At 64.0% G+C, this 18,828-nt stretch carries 13 protein-coding genes and 2 tRNA genes; 12 read left to right on the plus strand and 3 right to left on the minus strand.

Annotated features, from left to right (window positions below; genetic code table 11):
- Window positions 1-1,194, plus strand: coding sequence for a DUF2336 domain-containing protein (locus ACT6Q8_RS02440; protein ID WP_444732525.1), 1,194 nt, complete (start codon window positions 1-3; stop codon window positions 1,192-1,194).
- Between the two features lie 125 nt (window positions 1,195-1,319).
- Here ACT6Q8_RS02440 and ACT6Q8_RS02445 read toward each other — a convergent pair whose 3' ends face one another.
- A complete protein-coding gene (locus tag ACT6Q8_RS02445) occupies window positions 1,320-2,126 on the minus strand; it encodes an ABC transporter ATP-binding protein (RefSeq protein WP_444732526.1) in 807 nt (268 codons plus the stop codon).
- A complete protein-coding gene (locus tag ACT6Q8_RS02450) occupies window positions 2,123-2,893 on the minus strand; it encodes an MlaE family ABC transporter permease (RefSeq protein WP_054167053.1) in 771 nt (256 codons plus the stop codon). Before ACT6Q8_RS02450 ends, ACT6Q8_RS02445 begins: the two co-directional genes overlap by 4 nt.
- A gap of 550 nt (window positions 2,894-3,443) precedes the next feature.
- Here ACT6Q8_RS02450 and ACT6Q8_RS02455 point away from each other — a divergent pair.
- The 10 genes from ACT6Q8_RS02455 to ACT6Q8_RS02500 all read left to right on the plus strand — a co-directional run bounded on the left by ACT6Q8_RS02455 (window position 3,444) and on the right by ACT6Q8_RS02500 (window position 12,513).
- A complete protein-coding gene (locus tag ACT6Q8_RS02455) occupies window positions 3,444-5,003 on the plus strand; it encodes a 2-isopropylmalate synthase (protein WP_054167054.1) in 1,560 nt (519 codons plus the stop codon).
- A 317-nt stretch (window positions 5,004-5,320) separates the two neighbouring features.
- Window positions 5,321-6,358 carry a rod shape-determining protein gene (locus ACT6Q8_RS02460; RefSeq protein WP_054167055.1) on the plus strand — a complete coding sequence of 346 codons (1,038 nt, stop codon included), beginning with the start codon at window positions 5,321-5,323 and terminating at the stop codon, window positions 6,356-6,358.
- 114 nt (window positions 6,359-6,472) lie between these two features.
- Entirely contained in the window at window positions 6,473-7,351 is an 879-nt protein-coding gene (gene mreC / locus ACT6Q8_RS02465; RefSeq protein ID WP_054167056.1) for a rod shape-determining protein MreC, read from the plus strand.
- A gap of 11 nt (window positions 7,352-7,362) precedes the next feature.
- Entirely contained in the window at window positions 7,363-7,872 is a 510-nt protein-coding gene (gene mreD, locus ACT6Q8_RS02470) for a rod shape-determining protein MreD (protein ID WP_054167057.1), read from the plus strand.
- A gap of 9 nt (window positions 7,873-7,881) precedes the next feature.
- Window positions 7,882-9,792, plus strand: a complete 1,911-nt coding sequence (gene mrdA, locus ACT6Q8_RS02475) for a penicillin-binding protein 2 (protein ID WP_054167058.1) — start codon at window positions 7,882-7,884, stop codon at window positions 9,790-9,792.
- Window positions 9,789-10,940, plus strand: a complete 1,152-nt coding sequence (gene rodA, locus ACT6Q8_RS02480; protein WP_054167059.1) for a rod shape-determining protein RodA — start codon at window positions 9,789-9,791, stop codon at window positions 10,938-10,940. The genes mrdA and rodA overlap by 4 nt, the downstream gene beginning before the upstream one ends.
- A 272-nt stretch (window positions 10,941-11,212) precedes the next feature.
- Window positions 11,213-11,288 (plus strand) — tRNA-Lys (locus ACT6Q8_RS02485).
- Between the two features lie 29 nt (window positions 11,289-11,317).
- Window positions 11,318-11,393: transfer RNA gene (locus ACT6Q8_RS02490), tRNA-Lys, on the plus strand.
- Window positions 11,394-11,549: 156 nt separating this feature from the next.
- Entirely contained in the window at window positions 11,550-11,933 is a 384-nt protein-coding gene (locus ACT6Q8_RS02495) for a DUF6491 family protein (protein WP_054167060.1), read from the plus strand.
- Between the two features lies 1 nt (window position 11,934).
- Window positions 11,935-12,513 carry a tyrosine phosphatase family protein gene (locus ACT6Q8_RS02500; RefSeq protein WP_444732527.1) on the plus strand — a complete coding sequence of 193 codons (579 nt, stop codon included), beginning with the start codon at window positions 11,935-11,937 and terminating at the stop codon, window positions 12,511-12,513.
- Between the two features lie 41 nt (window positions 12,514-12,554).
- Here the strand turns inward: ACT6Q8_RS02500 and ACT6Q8_RS02505 are convergent, their stop codons facing one another.
- Window positions 12,555-15,500 (minus strand): bifunctional [glutamine synthetase] adenylyltransferase/[glutamine synthetase]-adenylyl-L-tyrosine phosphorylase, encoded by a 2,946-nt coding sequence (locus tag ACT6Q8_RS02505; protein WP_444732528.1) that lies wholly within the window; start codon window positions 15,498-15,500, stop codon window positions 12,555-12,557.
- 121 nt (window positions 15,501-15,621) lie between these two features.
- On the opposite strand from ACT6Q8_RS02505, the gene ACT6Q8_RS02510 reads away from it, so the two are divergent.
- A complete protein-coding gene (locus ACT6Q8_RS02510; RefSeq protein WP_444732529.1) occupies window positions 15,622-18,789 on the plus strand; it encodes a YhdP family protein in 3,168 nt (1,055 codons plus the stop codon).
- Window positions 18,790-18,828: the final 39 nt, after the last annotated feature.

The raw sequence follows: 18,828 nt of genomic DNA on the forward strand, positions 1-18,828 counted from the left end.
ATGAAACACGACAAGCCGACGGCCCTGACCCCTGCTGATGTCGATCAACTGGCGCAGGACCGTTCCCCCGAGGCCCGTATCCAGATGCTGTCCAAACTGCTGCGCACGGCGGAGCAGGCGGTTCTGGCCGAGTCCGGTCAGGCGCTGGTGCAGGATCTCCTGCACCGTCTGGCCCATGACGCGGTACAGCAGGTGCGCGAGGCGGTGGCCTGGCAGATCTATAACAGCCCATTCCTGTCCGACGGTTTGGCCCGCGACCTGGCATTGGACGTTACCTCCGTTGCCTTTCCCCTGCTGCGGCATGGGGAGGCGGTGGGCGATGCGTTGCTGCTGGAAGTGATCGGGCAGGGGCGGGCCGATAAGCAGATGGCCATCGCCGCCCGTCAGACCTTGTCAGAGGCGGTGTCGGGTGCCCTGGCGGCGGTTGGTAATCTGGCCGTGGTTGCGACCTTGGCCGGGAATGAGGGGGCGGCGTTGTCCGATGCCTCGCTGCTTTCCCTGGCCGACCGCTATGCCCATGTGCCACTGGTGGCCGAACCGCTGGCCGGGCGCGCGACGCTGCCGGCCAGTGTGGTGGAGCGGCTGGTGGCGCATGTGTCGGACAAGGTGCGGGCCCATCTGGTGGAACGGTACCGTCTGTCGCCCGTGATTGCCGCCGAACTGGCGGCGCATGGAAGGGATTCAGCGACCCTGGCCCTGCTGCGGCCTGTTTCCAAGCCCGGCATGGATGGCGATGCGCTGGCCGTGCATCTGCATGAGCAGGGCCGCCTTAGCGTCCCCCTGCTGTTGCGCACGCTCTGCGCCGGGGATTTCGATTTCTTCGCGGCAGGGATTTCCACGAAGTCGCGCGTGCGCAAGGCCAATGCCATGGCACTGCTGCTGGACGGCAAATGGGATGGCATGAAGGCCCTGCTCGACCATGCCCATGTGCCCAAGCACCTGTTCGCGCCCTTCCAGGTTGCCATGCGGGTGGCCAAGACGCTCGGCTATCGCGGGGGTGCGGAGGGGCGCGACGCGTTCCAGACCGAAGCCCTGGGCCGCATTTATGCGGAATGTGGGCAGTCGGAAGAGCGGGCCATGGATAACCTGCTGCTCCAACTGTTCGATCGTAAGGACGATGACATGGTGGATGCCGCCATGGATGTGGCTGGCATGCCGTTCATCCCGCTGCGGGGCAACGTTCCGAAGAAGTGAGGCAAAACATTTTACCAAAGGCACGAGGTTCCACTCATGCCTTTGGAGGCCGGCGCCGGCCGGCCCGCGCCACGTGGCGTAAGCCCAAGCCCGCAAATGCGGGCGCCCGACGCCTGAGGGAACGCTTAAAACGCCCGAATCTGCATCTGGATCGGGCCTTCGGCGCGGCCATGGATGAACTGATCGACGTAAGCGTTGCCGCTATTGTCGATCTCCGACACCGGGCCCACCCAGATCAGCTTGCCCTTGTAGAGCATGGCGATACGGTCGGCGATCTTGCGGGCGCTGGCCATGTCATGGGTGATGGAAAGTGCGGTGGCGCCCAGATCCTTCACGCATTTCACGATCAGGTCATTGATGACATCGGCCATGATCGGGTCCAGGCCCGTGGTCGGCTCGTCAAAGAAGATGATCTCCGGGTTGGTGCAGATGGCGCGGGCCAGGCCCACGCGCTTCTGCATGCCGCCCGACAGTTCCGAGGGTGACAGGTTGGCGACATCAGGGCCCAGGCCGACGGCACCCAGGGTGGCGACGGCACGCTCCCGTGCCTCTTTCCGGCCCACGCGCTGCCCCTGCATCAGGCCGAACGCCACGTTTTCCCAGACAGGTAAGCTGTCGAACAGGGCGGCCCCCTGGAACAGCATGCCGAACTTGGCCATGGCGCGTTCACGGTCGCGGCCCGTGATATGGGTCGTATCCTCCCCATCGATACGGATGCTGCCGGCATCGGGCTGCAGGATGCCCAGGATGCTTTTCAGCAGCACGGACTTGCCGGTGCCCGAGCCGCCGATGATCACCACGCTTTCGCCGCGCTGGATATCCAGGTCGACGCCGTCCAGCACCACCTTGGGCCCGAACGCCTTTTTCACGCCTTTTAGCGAGATCTTCGGCACATCCATATCCTGAGTCAGTTCCAAGGGTGCCATCGTCATGAGAAGAAGATCCCCGTCAGCAGGTAGTTCATGACCAGGATAAGGATGGAGGCGGACACCACGGCATTGGTGGTGGCGGCCCCCACGCCCTGCGCGCCGCCGCGCGAATTATAGCCGTGGTAACAGCCCATCAGCGAGATGACGAAGCCGAACGCCGCAGCCTTCACCAGGCCGGATACCACATCCATGAATTCCAGATACTGCCAGGTATTGTTGATATAGCTGGAAGCATTGAAACCCAGCCGGTAGACGGCCACCAGATAGCCGCCGAACACGCCGATGATATCGGCCACCATCACCAGGATGGGCAGCATGGTGGTGCCGGCGATCAGGCGCGGCACCACCAGATATTTATAAGGATTGGTGGAGAGCGTGGTCAGCGCGTCCACCTGTTCCGTCACCCGCATGGTGCCCAGTTCCGCGGCCATGGCGGCCCCGATGCGCCCCGCCACCATCAGCCCGGCCAGAACCGGCCCCAGTTCGCGCGTGATCGACAAGACCACGACGGTGGCGATGGCGCTTTCGGCGGAGAAGCGGGAGAAGCCGGAATAGCTTTGCAGCGCCAGCACCATGCCCGTGAACACGGCGGTCAGGCCGACGACGGGCAGGCTGTAATAGCCGATCTCCACCATCTGCCGGCCAATATGCCGGAAATAGAAGGGCGGGCGCAGGCAATGGGCCAGGGCCGTGAGGGTGAACAGGGCCAGCCGCCCCGTCGCCTCCAGAAAGGTCAAGGTGGCACGACCGATCGCGCTGAGGAAATTCATCTACCTGGCCTTCTGCTTGGGAGCGGAACCCGTCCCATCGCTAGACAATGGGGTGTGTTCTGTCAATGTCGAGGGGAGGAGGGCACATGCCATATTGCGCCGCACCCAAGCCAGTCCCGCATGGAGCCTTTGCATTTCTTTCCCTATGAAGGTTCTTGCCGCGTCGGTGATTTCGCCTTAAAACCGAAACATGAAAAGAGCTGTCGGTGTTCCCAGTGGGTTCGCCGTCGCTTGAAACCTTTTACGGATGGACGGTCCCCCCGTGATGGCGGCAGACCAGATGACGGAACAGCAAAACAGCACGGGCCTCACCGCCCGCGCCGTTGGCCTGTCTGCATCTTCCATTCGTCGCGGCCGCCTTGTCCTGGCCGCCACCCTACGACTAATCACCCCCTGAGCGCCCGATGTCGTGCCGCCCTCGCTGCGGCGCGGCCCGCGATCAGGGGAAGAGGCGCCGGATCGGTGCTGCCGAAACCACATATTCCTTTTATCGATTTCGGTGCGGTGCCCCTGACAGGACCGTACCCGACGTGCCGCAAGGGACCAGGACATGAGCATCACCCGCGACAGCAACCGCGTCATCATTTTCGACACCACCCTGCGCGATGGCGAGCAGGCGCCCGGCTGTTCCATGAACCTGGATGAAAAGCTGCGCATCGCCACGGTGTTGGAGGAAATGGGCGTCGACGTGATCGAGGCCGGTTTCCCCATCGCGTCGAACGGTGACTTTGAGGCCGTGCGCGAAGTGGCCCGCACCGTCAAGAATGCCACCATCGCAGCGCTGGCCCGCACGGCCCGCGCCGATATCGACCGCGCCGCAGAGGCGTTGCAGCTGGCGCAGCGCAAGCGCATCCACACCTTCATCTCCACCAGCCCCGTCCACATGAACTACATGTTGAAGATGACGGAAGAGGAGGTGTTGCAGCGCACCATCGATTATGTCGGCTATGCCCGCAACCTGACCGACGATGTGGAATGGTCGGCACAGGATGGCTCCCGCTCTGACCGCGATTTCTTGTGCCGCACGGTGGAGGCGGCCATCAAGGCCGGTGCCACCACCATCAATATCCCCGACACGGTCGGCTATGCCCTGCCCGAAGAATATGCCGCCATGTTCAAGGACGTGATGACCCGCGTCCCCAATTCCGACAAGGCCATCTTCTCTGTCCATTGTCATAATGATCTGGGCCTGGCTGTCGCCAACTCCCTGGCCGGCATCGGTGCCGGCGTGCGTCAGGTGGAATGCACCATCAATGGCCTGGGCGAGCGCGCGGGTAATGCGTCGCTGGAAGAGATCGTGATGGCGCTGCGGACGCGCCATGACCTGATCGGTTGCACCACGGGCATCAAGACCGAGCATATCACCCGCATTTCCCGTCTGGTTTCCACCATCACCGGTTTCCAGGTGCAGCCCAACAAGGCCATCGTGGGCGCCAATGCGTTTGCCCATGAAAGCGGCATCCATCAGGACGGCATGCTGAAGCACGCCGAGACCTATGAGATCATGACCCCGGAATCGGTGGGTCTGAACCGGTCGTCGCTGGTCATGGGCAAGCATTCGGGCCGTGCCGCCTTCCGCGCCAAGCTGAAGGAATTGGGCTATGACGATCTGGGTGAGAATGCGGTGAATGACGCGTTCGGTCGGTTCAAGGATCTGGCCGACCGCAAGAAGGATATCTACGACGAAGACATCATCGCCATCATGGATGATGAGGTCGGTCGTCAGCATGATCGCGTGCGTTTCCATGCCCTGCATGTCGTGGCCGGTTCGCGCGGGCCGCAGCATGCGGTGCTGGAACTGGAGATTGACGGCAAGTCCATCCCGCCCGTGGTCGCCTTCGGCAATGGTCCCGTCGATGCCGTCTTCAATGCTCTCAAGCTGGCCTTCCCGCATGAAGCGAAGCTCCAGCTCTATCAGGTGCATGCCGTGACCCAGGGTACCGACGCCCAGGCCGAGGTGACGGTGCGACTGGAAGAGGAAGGCAAGACCGTGAATGGTCAGGGTGCGGATGCCGATACGCTGGTCGCCAGTGCGCGCGCCTATGTGCATGCGCTGAACAAGCTGATCACCAAGCGGCTGAAGACCGCACCGGTGGCAATGTCTGCATAAGCGACAGTAAAGTCGTTCACGCGACTCCGATTCCGCGACTTGAGTCAAACCCCCGCCGGAGGCCCTTCCGGCGGGGGTTTTTGCCTTGTTTTCGCCATGAAGTTTGAGGGTCGGCAGTCCGAAAGGGGGTGATGGGGTGCCTGCGTACCCTCCATGTGGCACTGCGAAGGGACCGGGGCGTGGAAATTCCGTTTCCAGGGCTTTCAAGGCTTGAGGGCGCCGCCCCAAATGGTCTATGCAACAAGCGCGACCCGGCATATCCGGGGCCCGGTCGCACCAAGGCGGCAGAATCCGGACATCAGAGATACGCTTCACCCATGTTTTCAAACCTGCTCGGTATGTTCTCCGCCGACATGGCGATCGACCTTGGTACGGCGAACACGCTCGTCTACGTGAAGGGTCGCGGCATCGTCCTCAATGAACCGTCGGTGGTCGCCATCCGCGACCTGCGCGGCAAGAAGCAGGTCTTGGCCGTGGGTGACGAGGCCAAGCTGATGCTGGGCCGTACGCCCGGCAACATCCAGGCCATCCGCCCGCTTCGCGACGGCGTCATCGCCGACTTCGAAGTGGCGGAGGAGATGATCAAGCATTTCATCCGCAAGGTTCATAACCGCCGCAGCTTTGCCAGCCCGGAAATCGTGATCTGCGTTCCGTCGGGTTCCACCGCCGTCGAACGCCGCGCGATCCAGGAAAGTGCCGAGGCCGCGGGTGCGCGCCGGGTTTCCTTGATTGAGGAACCGATGGCTGCCGCCATCGGCGCCGGCCTGCCGGTGACGGAGCCGACGGGCAGCATGGTTGTCGATATCGGCGGCGGTACGACGGAAGTGGCCGTCCTGTCGCTGAACGGTACCGTCCATGCCCGTTCCGCCCGCGTGGGCGGTGACAAGATGGATGAGGCCATCATCGGCTATATCCGCCGTCACCATAACCTGCTGGTGGGTGAGGGCTCTGCCGAGCGTATCAAGAAGGAAATCGGTTCCGCCTGCCCGCCGGAAGATGGTGAAGGCCGGGTCATGGAGATCAAGGGCCGCGACCTGATGAACGGCGTGCCCAAGGAACTGGTGATGAGCGAGCGGCAGATTGCCGAAAGCTTGGCCGAACCGGTCAGCCAGATCATTGAAGCCGTGAAGGTCGCCCTGGAACATACGGCCCCCGAACTGGCCGCCGATATCGTGGATAAGGGTATCGTCCTGACGGGCGGCGGCGCGCTGCTGGCCAACCTGGATTATGTCCTGCGCCATGCCACCGGTCTGCCGGTTTCCATTGCCGATGATCCGCTGTCCTGCGTGGCACTGGGCTCCGGTCGCGCGCTGGAAGAGGAAAGCCTGCGCAACGTGCTGATTCGCATGTATTGATCGGTTCGCTATAGCGATCCGATATTTACACCGTCGCGTTGAAGCGTTACTTTCACAAGGCACTGTAAGCCACCGATTTCGGTGGCTTACCCGATCACGGGACACCACCCCCCGGTGAAGACACGCAATAGCGGATCCGTCGTGCGCATCGCGGCCCCTCTTTGGGGGATGGTGCAGCGATTCTATTTTCCGCTGCTGATCCTGGGTGCCGCCGCCCTGATGATGATAGGGCATGTAAATGGCGGTGCTGTGGAACAGGCGCGTACCCGCGTAACCGATGCCGTTTCCCCGGTTCTGAACGTCATGTCGCGTCCGGCCGCCAGCGTGGCCGACGGGCTGGAATATTTCCGTCAGCTGGTTGATCTGCATGACGAGAATGCCCGCCTGCGCGAAGAGAATTCCCGCTTGCGGCAGTGGGAACAGGCGGCCCTGCGTCTGGATGCTGAAAACCGCTCCCTGCGCTCGCTCCTGTCCTTCAAGCCGGACCCGGCGGCGCGTGTGGTCACGGGCCGTGTCGTTGGTGATCCCGGCGGCGCCTTTGTTCGGACGGTCGTTGTCACCATCGGTGAACGCGATGGCGTGGCGCGCGGTCAGGCCGTGATGTCTGGGCAGGGGCTGGTTGGCCGTATCGTGCAGGTCGGCGACTGGTCATCGCGCGTACTGCTGATCACCGATCTTAACGCCCGTATCCCCGTCGTTCTGGAAAGCAGCCGGCAGCGTGCCATGCTGGCCGGTGACAATTCCGACCATCCGCTGTTGACGTACCTGCCGCCCAACAGCGAGGTTACGCCGGGTGAGCGGGTGTTTACCTCGGGCCATGGCGGCCTGTTCCCGCCGGGCCTGCCTGTCGGTATTGTTGAAATCGGGGTCGGTGGCAAGCCCCGGGTCGTGCCCATGGCCGACCTGTCGCGTCTGGAGCATGTGCAGGTGGTCGATTTCGGCACCGTTGGCGGCGTGGCCGCCGAAGCGACGCAGCCCGGCGCGATGAAGTAAGGGGCACGGCCTTGGCCGGCGGATTGTTTAACCAGCTCGATCAGACGGCACGCAACCTTGTGCCATTCACCGTCACTGTCCTGGCCATGCTGGTCGGGATGGTGCCCTTACCGTTGCCCGGCTATGCCATGGTGACGGTGCCCTTCATGCTGATGTGCCTGTTCTACTGGGTCATCCACCGGCCCGACCTGCTGCGCCCGCTGGTGGTGTTCGCCATCGGCCTGTTGCAGGACCTGATCGGCGGCACGCCCATCGGATCGACCTCCATGGTGCTGATCATGGCCTACTGGCTGCTGATCACCCAGCGCCGCTTCTTCCTGGGCCGATCCTTCGTGATGCTGTGGATCGGTTTTGCATTGGTGGCCACAGGGGCGGCGGCGGTACAATGGTCGGTGTTCGCCCTGATGACGGCCAGCCTTCTGGATGCGCGGCCCGTGCTGGTGCAGGCCCTTATGGGCGTGGCATTGTTCCCGTTGATGGCCTGGCTGCTGCAAAGGCTGCACCGCGCCTATTTGAGCTGAGGGTAACCCATGTCGGCCTTTGACCGGGACGCCGAACGCCAGCGCATGCTGTCCCGCCGCACCCTGGTGCTGGGCGGGCTGCAGGGGGCTGCCGTGGCCACGCTGATGGGCCGGCTCTACTATCTCCAGATCGTGGAGAGCGACCGCTATACGGTTCTGGCGGAGGATAACCGCATCTCGCTTCGGCTGGTGGCGCCGCCCCGCGGCCTGATCACCGACCGGTTCGGTGTGCCGCTGGCCGTGAATGAGCAGAATTTCAGCACCATCATCGTTTCCGAACGCGCCGGCGACGTGCAGCAGATCCTGGATGAGGTCGGAAAGCTGATCCCCCTGACCGAGGCGGATGAAAGGCGTATCCAGCGTGATATCCAGCGCTCCCGCTCCTTCGCGCCCATTACCATCAAGGAAAACCTGACCTGGGATCAGGTGGCCGCGATTGAGGTCAATCTGCCCGACCTGCCGGGTGTGTCCATCGATGTCGGTCAGGTCCGCTCCTACCCGTTCGGCGAAGCGTTGAGCCATGTGCTGGGCTATGTCGGGGCGGCGGCTGAGAAGGATGTGGAAGGGTCCAGCGACCCGCTGCTGACCCTGCCCGGTTTCAAGGTGGGCAAGGGCGGGATCGAGAAACAGTATGATCAGGCCCTGCGCGGCGCCGCCGGCAACCGCCAACTGGAAGTGAACGCCGTTGGCCGCGTGATCCGCGAACTGTCGCGCGACCCCGGTCAGTCGGGGCGCGAAGTGGCGCTGACCATCGATGCCAAGCTTCAGCATTATATGCATCAGCGCCTGTCGGCGGAGGAAAGTGCGGCGGCCATTGTCATGGATGTGAATACCGGCGGCATCCATGCGCTCTGTTCCAGCCCCAGTTTCGATCCCAACCAGTTCGCCATGGGCATCGGGTACGAGGCCTATCAGGCGCTGCTGAAGGATGAACGCACGCCGCTGATCAACAAGGTGATCGCGGGTCAGTATCCGCCGGGTTCGACCTTCAAGATGCTGACGGCGCTGGCGGCCCTGGAATCGGGCATCGTCAATGCCGATCACCGCGTCTTCTGTTCCGGCCATATCGAGCTGGGCAGCCACCGGTTCCATTGCTGGAGCCGCAATGGCCATGGCACGCTGGACATGGTTGGCGCGCTGATGAACAGCTGCGACGTCTATTTCTATGACATTGCCGGCCGGATCGGCATGGACCGCATTGCCGAGATGGCCCGCCGTTTCGGCCTGGGCGGCAAGGTCGGGCTGGAACTGCCGGGAGAGCGCCCAGGCCTCATTCCGGACCCGAAATGGAAGCGGCAAGCCTTGAAGCAGCCGTGGCACCAGGGTGAAACCCTGATCGCCTCCATGGGCCAGGGTTATGTCCTGACCACGCCCTTGCAACTGGCCGTGATGACGGCGCGGCTGGCCAGCGGGCGGGCGGTGCAGCCGCATCTGCTGAAATCCATCGAAGGGCAGTTCGCCGAGACCACGCAATGGCCCGCCATTGACGTGAAGCCGGAAAATCTGGCCACCGTTCTGAAAGGTATGAACGCCGTCACTAATGTACCGGGCGGTACCGGCTATCGCGCGCGCATCAATGTGCCGGGCATGGAGATGGCGGGCAAATCGGGCAGCGCCCAGGTGCGCCGCATTTCCATGGCGGAGCGTAATTCCGGCGTCATCAAGAATGAGAACCGGCCCTGGCGGGAGCGCGATCACGCCCTGTTCGTGGCCTTTGCACCTGTCCAGGCGCCGAAATATGCCTGTGCGGTGATCGTGGAACATGGCGGCGGCGGCGGTGCCGTGGCGGCCCCCATTGCGCGCGACATCCTTCTGGAATGCCAGATGCTGGAGGCGGCGCGCGCCACCGTCGCGCAGCAGCCGCCACCTTCCACCGACACCACGCCGCCGGCCCCCAACCCCGCGGGAGAAACGCCATGACCCTGGACGTTTCCAGCGATAGCGCCGCCCTTTCCTTTACCGAGAAGCTGGCCCAGATTCCCTGGTCCTTCGTGTTCCTGGTTACCATCGTGGCCTGTGTCGGCTTCGCCATGCTCTATTCGGCGGCCAACGGACAGATTGATCCCTGGGCGTCACGGCAGATGCTGCGTTTCGGCGTCGGTCTGGCGCTGATGCTGTTCATCGGCATGATCGATATCCGCGTCTGGATGAAGATGACCTACCCGCTCTATGGGCTGGTCATGGTGCTGCTGGTCGGCGTCGATCTGTTCGGATCGGTGGGCAAGGGCGCGCAGCGCTGGATCGACCTGGGCTTTGTGCAGTTGCAGCCGTCGGAGATCATGAAGGTCACCCTGGTCATGGCGCTGGCCCGCTATTTCCATGGCGCCTCGCTGGAGGATACGGGCCGCATCCCCTATCTGATCGTGCCGCTGCTGATCGTGGGGGCGCCGGTCGCCCTGGTGTTGGCGCAGCCGAATCTGGGGACCTCGCTGATGCTGATCATGGCGTCGGGGGCCATGTTCTTCCTGTCGGGCGTGCGTTGGTGGAAATTCGCACTGGTGATCGGCGCCATCCTGATCGCCATCCCGCTCAGCTGGCAGTTCCTGCTGCACGACTATCAGCGCGACCGGGTTGAGACCTTCCTGGACCCCGACAGCGATCCGCTGGGCACCGGCTATCACATCACGCAGTCGAAGATCGCCTTCGGGTCGGGCGGGCTGACGGGGAAGGGGTTCCTGCAGGGCACGCAGAGCCATCTGAACTTCCTGCCGGAAAAGCAGACCGACTTTATCTTCACCATGCTGGCGGAGGAATTCGGGCTGGTCGGGTCGGTCAGCTTCCTGGTGCTGTATTGCCTGCTGCTGCTGTTCGGTTTCGTCATCGCGGGGCGATGTAGACATCAGTATGGGCGGCTGCTGGCGCTGGGGCTGACGGTCAACCTGTTCCTCTATCTCTTCATCAATGTCGCCATGATCATGGGCCTGATCCCGGTTGTGGGTGTGCCGCTGCCGCTGATTTCCTATGGCGGGACGGCGACGCTGGCCGTGATGGTGGGATTTGGCCTGCTGATGTCGGTGCATGTCCACCGGGATGTGCGTATGTCACGCCGGGGCCTGGGCGATCTGTGACAGCAAGGGTCATGGGACATGACCCTTGAAGGCCAGCGACTGCTGGCCCGCGCCCCGTGGCGCGCAAGCCAAGCCGCCGGATGGCGGCGCCCGGCGCCTGAGGTCGCTCAGAGGCCAAGCGTCATGGGGCATGCCGTCAGTGCAAATCTCGGTCGCTGAAAAAAGCACCATTCCCTGCATCGAAAACTATCGACAAGGGGAAATCCCTTTGCTACACAGCGCGCCTCGCCACGGTGAACGCCCTGGCGGGGCCGCGAAAGCGGATGTGGATTGGGCGCATAGCTCAGTTGGTAGAGCAGCTGACTCTTAATCAGCGGGTCCAAGGTTCGAGTCCTTGTGCGCCCACCAATCCACCCCTTATCGCCGCGTTGAAGGTTGGGCGCATAGCTCAGTTGGTAGAGCAGCTGACTCTTAATCAGCGGGTCCAAGGTTCGAGTCCTTGTGCGCCCACCAACCTTCCTCCCATATCAAAGATATCGCCGCAAAGATAGTTTTGGTGCCCCTGCAAGGGGTAGCCTGTATGCGCATCGCCTTGATCCCGCCCCGATCCCACGTCACCATGCCCGTCAGGGGGTATGGGAATTTGCAAGGGAAGGAGGACGCGGGATCATGCGTCACCAACTGTTACTGCCGCTGCTGGCCCTGCTTTGTGCCGGCCCCGCCATGGCTTCTGAGGATGCCGCGACGCCGGACAAGGCCCGCGAAACCTGCATCGACTCGCGCCGTATTAATGGCTGGACCTCGGAAAACGACCGCTCGATCATCGTCACGCTGGGCGCCAAACAGCGCTACCGCGTGGAATTGAGCCCATCGGCCAGTGTCTTCAATGTGGACAGCCAACCGGATCTGGCCTTCATTCCGCGCAGCGACGGCTCGCTCTGTGCCGGCTGGGGCCATGTCGGGGTGGAGGGGCAGCGCATTCCCATCCTGTCGATCACCCGCTTGGCCGATCCGCCGCCCAAGGCTGCTGCGTCTGTACCACCGGAGAAATGATTTGCTATCGCCCGCCTTCGTCCCGTTCCGCACAACCGTCTGCGGCATCCAGGAACTGCCCGGCCATGCATTGGCCGGGGTGACCCACCTTGTCTCCATCCTGGACCCGGACCGGGAACCGCTGACGGCGTTTGACGATTACGGGCCGCATCACCGCATCGACCTGCGATTCGACGATATCGTCATCGAACTGCCGGAACGGATGGCGCCGGTGGACCGGCATCTGGAACGGGTGCTTGCCTTCGGGCAGCGTCTGACGGTAGAGGCGGGCGCGGGCGATCATCTGCTGGTCCATTGCCATATGGGCATTTCCCGCTCCACGGCAGCCATGGCCCTGATCCTGGCCCAGGCCCGCCCCGACCGCCCCGCGGTGGAAGCCCTGGCAGAGGTGGTGCGCATCCGCCCCCAGACCTGGCCCAACCTGCGCATGCTGGAAATCGGCGGCGACATCCTGGGCCGGCGGCTGGAACTGCTGGACGGTGTCCGAGAGGTCTATCAACGCCGCGCCCAGGGCCAGGCCGAATGGCTGCGCTTCCTGCGCGAGAATCACCGCGAACGGGAATTGGCCCACATGGGGTGACGGGTTTTGTCGCATAAGCGCAAGCGCATGCGACAAGCGGATCACCCCGCCGGCGCCCCCACAATCCGGTCGAACGCGGCCTTCACGGCGGCGGCCTTGGTGCGCAATGCCTTCTCTACCACCTCAAACGGGGTGCCTTCGGGCAGATCGGGAAGGGCGGCGCGGGCGAGGCCGGCTTTCAGGCCGGGCGGGGCCTTGGCAGCATCGAACCCGCCTTCGACCGTCAGGCGCAGGAAGCCCTGCACGCGGCGCCAGGTCTTGTGCGCGTCGATCAGCAGGTTGGCCGTCTCCACATCGATAAAGCCGCTGTCGCCCAGCCAGGCCAGCGCGCCGGTGGTATTGGGGTCGATGATTTCCGGGCGTTCCGGGGCGTGCAGCAGGGTCAGGTACTGGGCGATGAACTGGATATCGATCATGCCGCCGCGCACATATTTCACGGTCCAGATATCGTCCGTATGGTGCTGCTGATCGATGCGGCCACGCATGGAGGCCACGTCCTCACGCAGCTTGCCGGGATCGCGGGGCCGGGTCAGGACCGACACGATCTCTGCCGTCAGATGCCGGCGCAGACTGTCCGGCCCGGTCACGGACCGGGCGCGGGTCAGGGCCATATGTTCCCAGGTCCAGGCGCTGTCGCGCTGATACTTCGCGAATCCATCGAAGCTGACGGCCAGCGGCCCGGCATTGCCGGACGGTCGCAGGCGCATATCGACCTCGTATAACTGCCCCTCCGCCGTGTGGGCGGTGATGGCATTGACCAGACGCTGCGTCAGCTTGATGAAATAATCGTTGGGGGACAGGGGCTTGACCCCATCCGACTGCATCACATCGTCGGGCACCTCATAGACCGTGATCAGGTCCAGGTCGGAACGCAGCGATAGGGAGCGGGCGCCCAGGCGCCCTAAGCCCAGGATGGCCATGCCCGCACCGGGCAGGCGGCCATGGCGCTTGGCAAACTCCTCCTCCACCGCGCGCTGAAGGCCGGACAACCCGACCTCGGCCACGTCGGTCAGGAAGGCGCCCAGACGGTCGGCATCACTGACATGGCGCAGGATATGGACGCCGGCGCGGAACCGGTGCTCGTTGGTCCAGCGGCGGGTGAGGTCCAGAACCTCCTCAAAATAATGCGCGCCACCGACCAGGGCGTCGAATCCGGCCTCCAGTTCCTCGCGTCCCGGCAGGGAGCCGAAAAAGCCCGGCAGCAGGACGGCATCCAGCGCCTGCGGCTGCCGCGCCAGCTGTTCGGCCAGACGCGGGGCGGTGCCCATCACTTCGGCCACCAGATCCAGCAGGTTGGGGTTGGCATAGAACAGGCTGAACAGCTGCACCCCCGCCGGCAGGCGGGACAGGAATTCATCGAATTTCAGGAAGGCCTGATCGGGCTGGGCCGTCTTGCCGAAGGCCGCCAGCAGGGTGGGGACCAGTTCGGTCAGCAGTTCCCGCGCCCGCTGGCTGCGTGTGGCGCGGTAGCGGCCATGGTGCCAGGCCCGGATCTGCCCCGCCACGGCGGACGGGTTGGCATAGCCCATGCCGCGCAGCGTCTCCATCGTGTCGGGATCATCTTCCGTGCCTGTGAAGACCAGGCTGCCGGAGCCAGACAGGGCAGGGCTTTCGGAGAACAGGTGGTCATAATGATCCTCCACCACCGTCAGGGTCGCCATCAACCGGTCGCGGAAGGATTGGGTGTCGGGGAAACCCAGGAAGGCGGCGATACGGTCCACCCCGTCATCGGTCTTGGGCAATTGGTGGGTCTGCTGATCATCCACCATCTGCACCCGGTGTTCGACGGTGCGCAGGAACCGGTAAGCCGCTGACATGTCATCGGCCACTTGGCGTTCCACGCGGTCGGCGGCAACCAGGGCGTAGAGCGTCTCCACGGTCCCGCAGGTGCGCAAGGAACGGTCGCGGCCGCCGAAGATCAACTGCTGCGTCTGGGCGAAGAATTCGATCTCGCGGATGCCGCCGCGCCCGATCTTGATATTGTGGCCGTTGACGGTCTTTTCCCGGTGGCCCTTGTGCGCGCCGATCTGCCGCTTGATGGAATGGATGTCCTGGATGGCCGCGAAATCCAGGTTCCGGCGCCAGATGAAGTGCCGAATGATATCCATGAAGCCTTTGCCGGCATCCAGATCGCCGGCCACGGGCCTTGCCTTGATCATGGCCGCGCGTTCCCAGTTCTGGCCCAGGCTGCTGTAATAGGCCTCTGCCGCCGAAACGCTGACAGCGACGGGCGTGGCACCAGGGTCGGGGCGCAGGCGCAGGTCGGTGCGGAACACATACCCATCGGCGGTGCGTTCATCCATGATCCGCACCATTTCGCGCGTCGCCCGCACGAAATGCTTGGTCATCTCCCCGTCCGGCACCTGCACGATGCCATCGTCATACAGCACGATCAGGTCGATGTCGGAGGAGTAGTTCAGTTCGCGCGCCCCGAACTTGCCCATGGCCAGGACGATGTAACCGCTGCCCTTTTCGGGCTGCTCGGCGTCCGGAACGATCAGGCGGCCCATGGAAACCAGCTGCCGCAGCGCCACGCGTACCGCCAGCTGCAAGGTAGCCTGCGCAAAGTCGGACAGGGCGCCCGTGACCTTTTCCAATGGCCAGTCGCCGGCCATGTCGGCCAGCCCGATCAGCAGGGCGGCGCGGCGCTTGGCGATGCGCAGGGCCTTCATCAGCTTGTCCGCGCTGGTCTGTGCGCCATGATCGCGCCACAGTGACTGGACAAGCTCGTCAAAGGCCGCATCGAAGCCGATTTCCAGCAATTGCCGGAAGAAACCCATCTCCCGTACCAGGGCGTGTCCCAGGAACGGGCTGTTGGCGAACACTGCTTCCAGCACGCGCTTTCCATGGGGATCGGCGGCATAGGAACGGGCGAAGGCGGCGAGATCGGGATCACATCCCGGACCCGCCGCTTCATGCCAATGTTCCAGTCCGACGGCGGCACGTTGCGGATCGCCAAGGCGGGGAAGGGATTCTTGATTGAACATCGGGTGTCTACCGGGCTATCCCAAGCGGACCGCATGGGCGGGGGGCCAGACTGCCCACCGACCCTTGTTCAGGTCAAGCTGCCCGTAACGCCCGGCGCACCCCGCCGGAGAACCGAGATCGATGCTGCGTCGCACTGCCCTTATCCTGCTTGAACTGGTCACCGGCCTGTTGCTGGTGGTCCTGTTGGCGGGCGGGTATCTGGCCTTCCGGTTGACGCAGCAGGGGCCTATCGGGGTGGATTTCCTCACCCCCTATCTGACACAGGAATTATCGCGGGAAGGGCCGGTCACGCTGGAGATCGACCGGACGGAACTGGCCTGGGTCGGGTTCGGCACCCCCATCGATATCCGGGTGAAGGGGGTGGAGGCGCATGGGGTCAGCGGCGCCCTGCTGGCCGCCGTGCCGGAAATGCGCCTGGGCCTGTCGGTGCCGGCCCTGCTGCGCGGGCGGGTGGCGCCCACGCGCATCGATCTGGTCGAACCCAGCCTTTATGCCGAACGCACTGCCGATGGTGGCTTCCGCCTGGATATCGGCAGTGATAGTTCAGACCCCGAAGCGGGCGCCCGGATTCTGGCCGATCTTATCGACCAGATGCGCCGGCCCCCCGATCCGGAAGCCACCATGGGTGCGCTGCGCGACCTGCGTATCACGCGGGGCAAGCTGGTGGTCGCCAACCTTGCGACCGAAACGACATGGCAGGTGCCGCGCCTGGATATGCGCCTGCGCCGCGATGTGCGTGGGGTGCGAGGCACCGCATCCGCCGATATCGACATGGGCGCCAAGATCAACCAGATCGCGGCAGAGGTCACCTGGCGGGCCGAGGATGGCGCCATCACCCTGCGCAGTGGGATGGCGGACATTGTACCGGCCGAGTTTGCGGAGATCGCGCCTGTTTTGCATCCGCTACGCGCGCTGGACGTGACATTGGCCGGCACGATCATGCTGGAACTGAAGTCCGACCTGACGCCCGTGAACCTCGTGCTGGGCCTGACCGGCGGCAAGGGCACCCTGTCGCTGCCCGATCAACTGCCGGAACCGCTGGCCTTTGACCGGGTGGAACTGCATGGCACGCTGGATGATGCGGGCCGGCATCTGGAACTGACGCGTTTCAATCTGGACATGGCCGGTCCCGCCGACCTGACCATCAGCGGCAATGCCCGCCAGCGGGACAAGACTATCGAACTGGCCCTGACGACCGAGATTACGGGCCTGCCCATGGCGGACCTGCATCGCTACTGGCCCAAGGGTGTGAAGGACAATACGCGCGACTGGATGGTCGGCAATCTGGCCGACGGCACCTTTGATCGCACTTTGTTCAAGCTGGAAGGGTCGGGGCCGGTGGATGATCCCGGGGCCTTCCATGTCGCCTCCATGCAGGGGGAGTTCGCGCTGTCGGGCTTCACGGTCCATTACCGCCGGCCCCTGCCGCCTGTCACTAACGTGTCGGCGACGGCGACGTTCGACGGCAAAAGCTTTGATATCGCCGTCAAGGATGGCGCCCTGCTGGACATGAAGGCGGGGCCGGGGATGATCCGCATCCTGGGCCTGGATACCGAGAATGATCACCGCATCGATATCCGTGTGGCTCTGGAAGGGCCGCTGTCATCGGCGCTGACTGTACTGGACCATCCGCCGCTGGGCTATGCCGCCAAGGTCAATCTGGTGCCGGGAAAGGCATCGGGACAGGCCAAGGCCGAGCTGCATTTCGCCTTCCCCCTGGTGGCCGCCCTGACCATGGATATGGTGCAGCTGGACGGTAAGGCCAGCCTGACCGGCGTCGCCGTGCCCGACATCGTGGCCGATATCGACGCGACCGAGGGCGTGCTGGAACTGGCCGTTACGGGGCATGATCTGAACATGACGGGCACGGCCTTGCTGAACGGCGTGCCGGCACAGGTGGAATGGCTGGAGAATTTCCCCGCCGACGCCCCCATCGGCACACAGGTGCGGGTGCGGGGCCGCCTGGATGATGAGCAGCGACGCCGTTTCCGCCTGGATTTCCCCGATTGGCTGAACGGGCCGGCGGGCGTGGACATGGTCTATACCAGCGAACGCACGCCCGAAGGCCGGCAGCAGACCATCCAGGCCGATATCGACATCACGCCATCGGTCCTTCGCATCGATGTGATGAAGTGGAGGAAGGAAGCGGACAAGCCGGGCCAGGGCCGGGTGACGGTGAAGTTCAAGGATGGCAAGCCCATCCTGATCCCCGCCTTTGTCGTGACGACAGAGGAATTGGCCGCCATCGGTTCCATGGAACTGCGCGAGGCGGATTATGGCCTGTCGCACCTGCTGTTGACCCAGTTCAAGCTGGGGGAAAGCGACGCCCGCATCGATCTGCGCGATACGGACGGCAAGGGCGGGCTGGCCATCGATGTAAAGGGCGACAGTTTTGATGTCCGCCCGTTCCGGGGCAAGAACAAGGGGCCAGACGGCAAGGTCATTCCGCCCGATCCCGTGGAAGAGGCAGCCCCCAAGACGCCGCTGTCGATCAGCTTTGACCTGGGCCGGGCCATCATGGGCGATGATGGCAAGGAAATCCGTCAGGCCAAGGGCCGGATGGAGCGGGATACCAATATCTGGTACCGCACCGACCTGGATGCCCAGGTAGGGGAGAAGGGGTTCCTGCGGGTGCGCTATGCGCCCGATCCCGCCGATGGCCGCATCCTGACGCTGGTCGCCGAAACCGATGATGCCGGAGCCACCTTGCGCGGGCTGGATGTCATCAGCCAGATCAAGGGCGGCAATCTGACCCTGTCGGGCCGGTCACAGGCCGATGATCCGGGGCAGTCACTGATCGGCAAGGCCAGCCTGACCGATTATCAGGTGCAGGACGCGCCTGTGCTGGCGCGGCTGCTGTCCGCCACCTCGCCGCGTGGATTCGCCAATTTTATGTCGGGCCAGCCCATTGCTTTCACTCGCCTGTCGGGGGATTGGCTGTGGCACAAGGACGGGATCACCCTGCGCGAGATGCGGACATCGGGATCGCAGGTGGGCCTGACCCTGGAAGGCAATATCGATATCAAGCGGGACGATGTGGCCCTGCAGGGCACCATCGTGCCCTTCACTACCGTGAACAAGCTGCTGGGGGTGATCCCGCTGCTGGGTGATCTGCTGGTGGGCGGGGAAGGGCAGGGGCTGTTCGCGGCGACCTATAGCGTGAAGGGGCCGACCGACAAGCTGGATGTCGGGGTCAACCCGCTGGCCGTTCTGGCCCCGGGCTTCCTGCGCAACCTGTTCTTCCTGCCGCAGCCCGCGGGAGAGGACATGCCCAAAGAGGCGAAGTAGGGCCGTCGCATGCGGGCCAATGGCCCTTATGCGACCTAC

The sequence above is a fragment of the Niveispirillum sp. genome, assembly GCF_052437035.1.
Taxonomy (GTDB): Bacteria; Pseudomonadota; Alphaproteobacteria; order Azospirillales; family Azospirillaceae; genus Niveispirillum.

What these genes read in the sequence shown, in the direction of transcription:
- ACT6Q8_RS02440 (WP_444732525.1), top strand. Translation starts at nt 1, where the DNA reads ATGAAACACGACAAGCCGACGGCCCTGACCCCTGCTGATGTCGATCAA.
- ACT6Q8_RS02445 (WP_444732526.1), bottom strand. Translation starts at nt 2,126, where the DNA reads ATGACGATGGCACCCTTGGAACTGACTCAGGATATGGATGTGCCGAAG.
- ACT6Q8_RS02450 (WP_054167053.1), bottom strand. Translation starts at nt 2,893, where the DNA reads ATGAATTTCCTCAGCGCGATCGGTCGTGCCACCTTGACCTTTCTGGAG.
- ACT6Q8_RS02455 (WP_054167054.1), top strand. Translation starts at nt 3,444, where the DNA reads ATGAGCATCACCCGCGACAGCAACCGCGTCATCATTTTCGACACCACC.
- ACT6Q8_RS02460 (WP_054167055.1), top strand. Translation starts at nt 5,321, where the DNA reads ATGTTTTCAAACCTGCTCGGTATGTTCTCCGCCGACATGGCGATCGAC.
- mrdA (WP_054167058.1), top strand. Translation starts at nt 7,882, where the DNA reads ATGTCGGCCTTTGACCGGGACGCCGAACGCCAGCGCATGCTGTCCCGC.
- rodA (WP_054167059.1), top strand. Translation starts at nt 9,789, where the DNA reads ATGACCCTGGACGTTTCCAGCGATAGCGCCGCCCTTTCCTTTACCGAG.
- ACT6Q8_RS02495 (WP_054167060.1), top strand. Translation starts at nt 11,550, where the DNA reads ATGCGTCACCAACTGTTACTGCCGCTGCTGGCCCTGCTTTGTGCCGGC.
- ACT6Q8_RS02505 (WP_444732528.1), bottom strand. Translation starts at nt 15,500, where the DNA reads ATGTTCAATCAAGAATCCCTTCCCCGCCTTGGCGATCCGCAACGTGCC.
- ACT6Q8_RS02510 (WP_444732529.1), top strand. Translation starts at nt 15,622, where the DNA reads ATGCTGCGTCGCACTGCCCTTATCCTGCTTGAACTGGTCACCGGCCTG.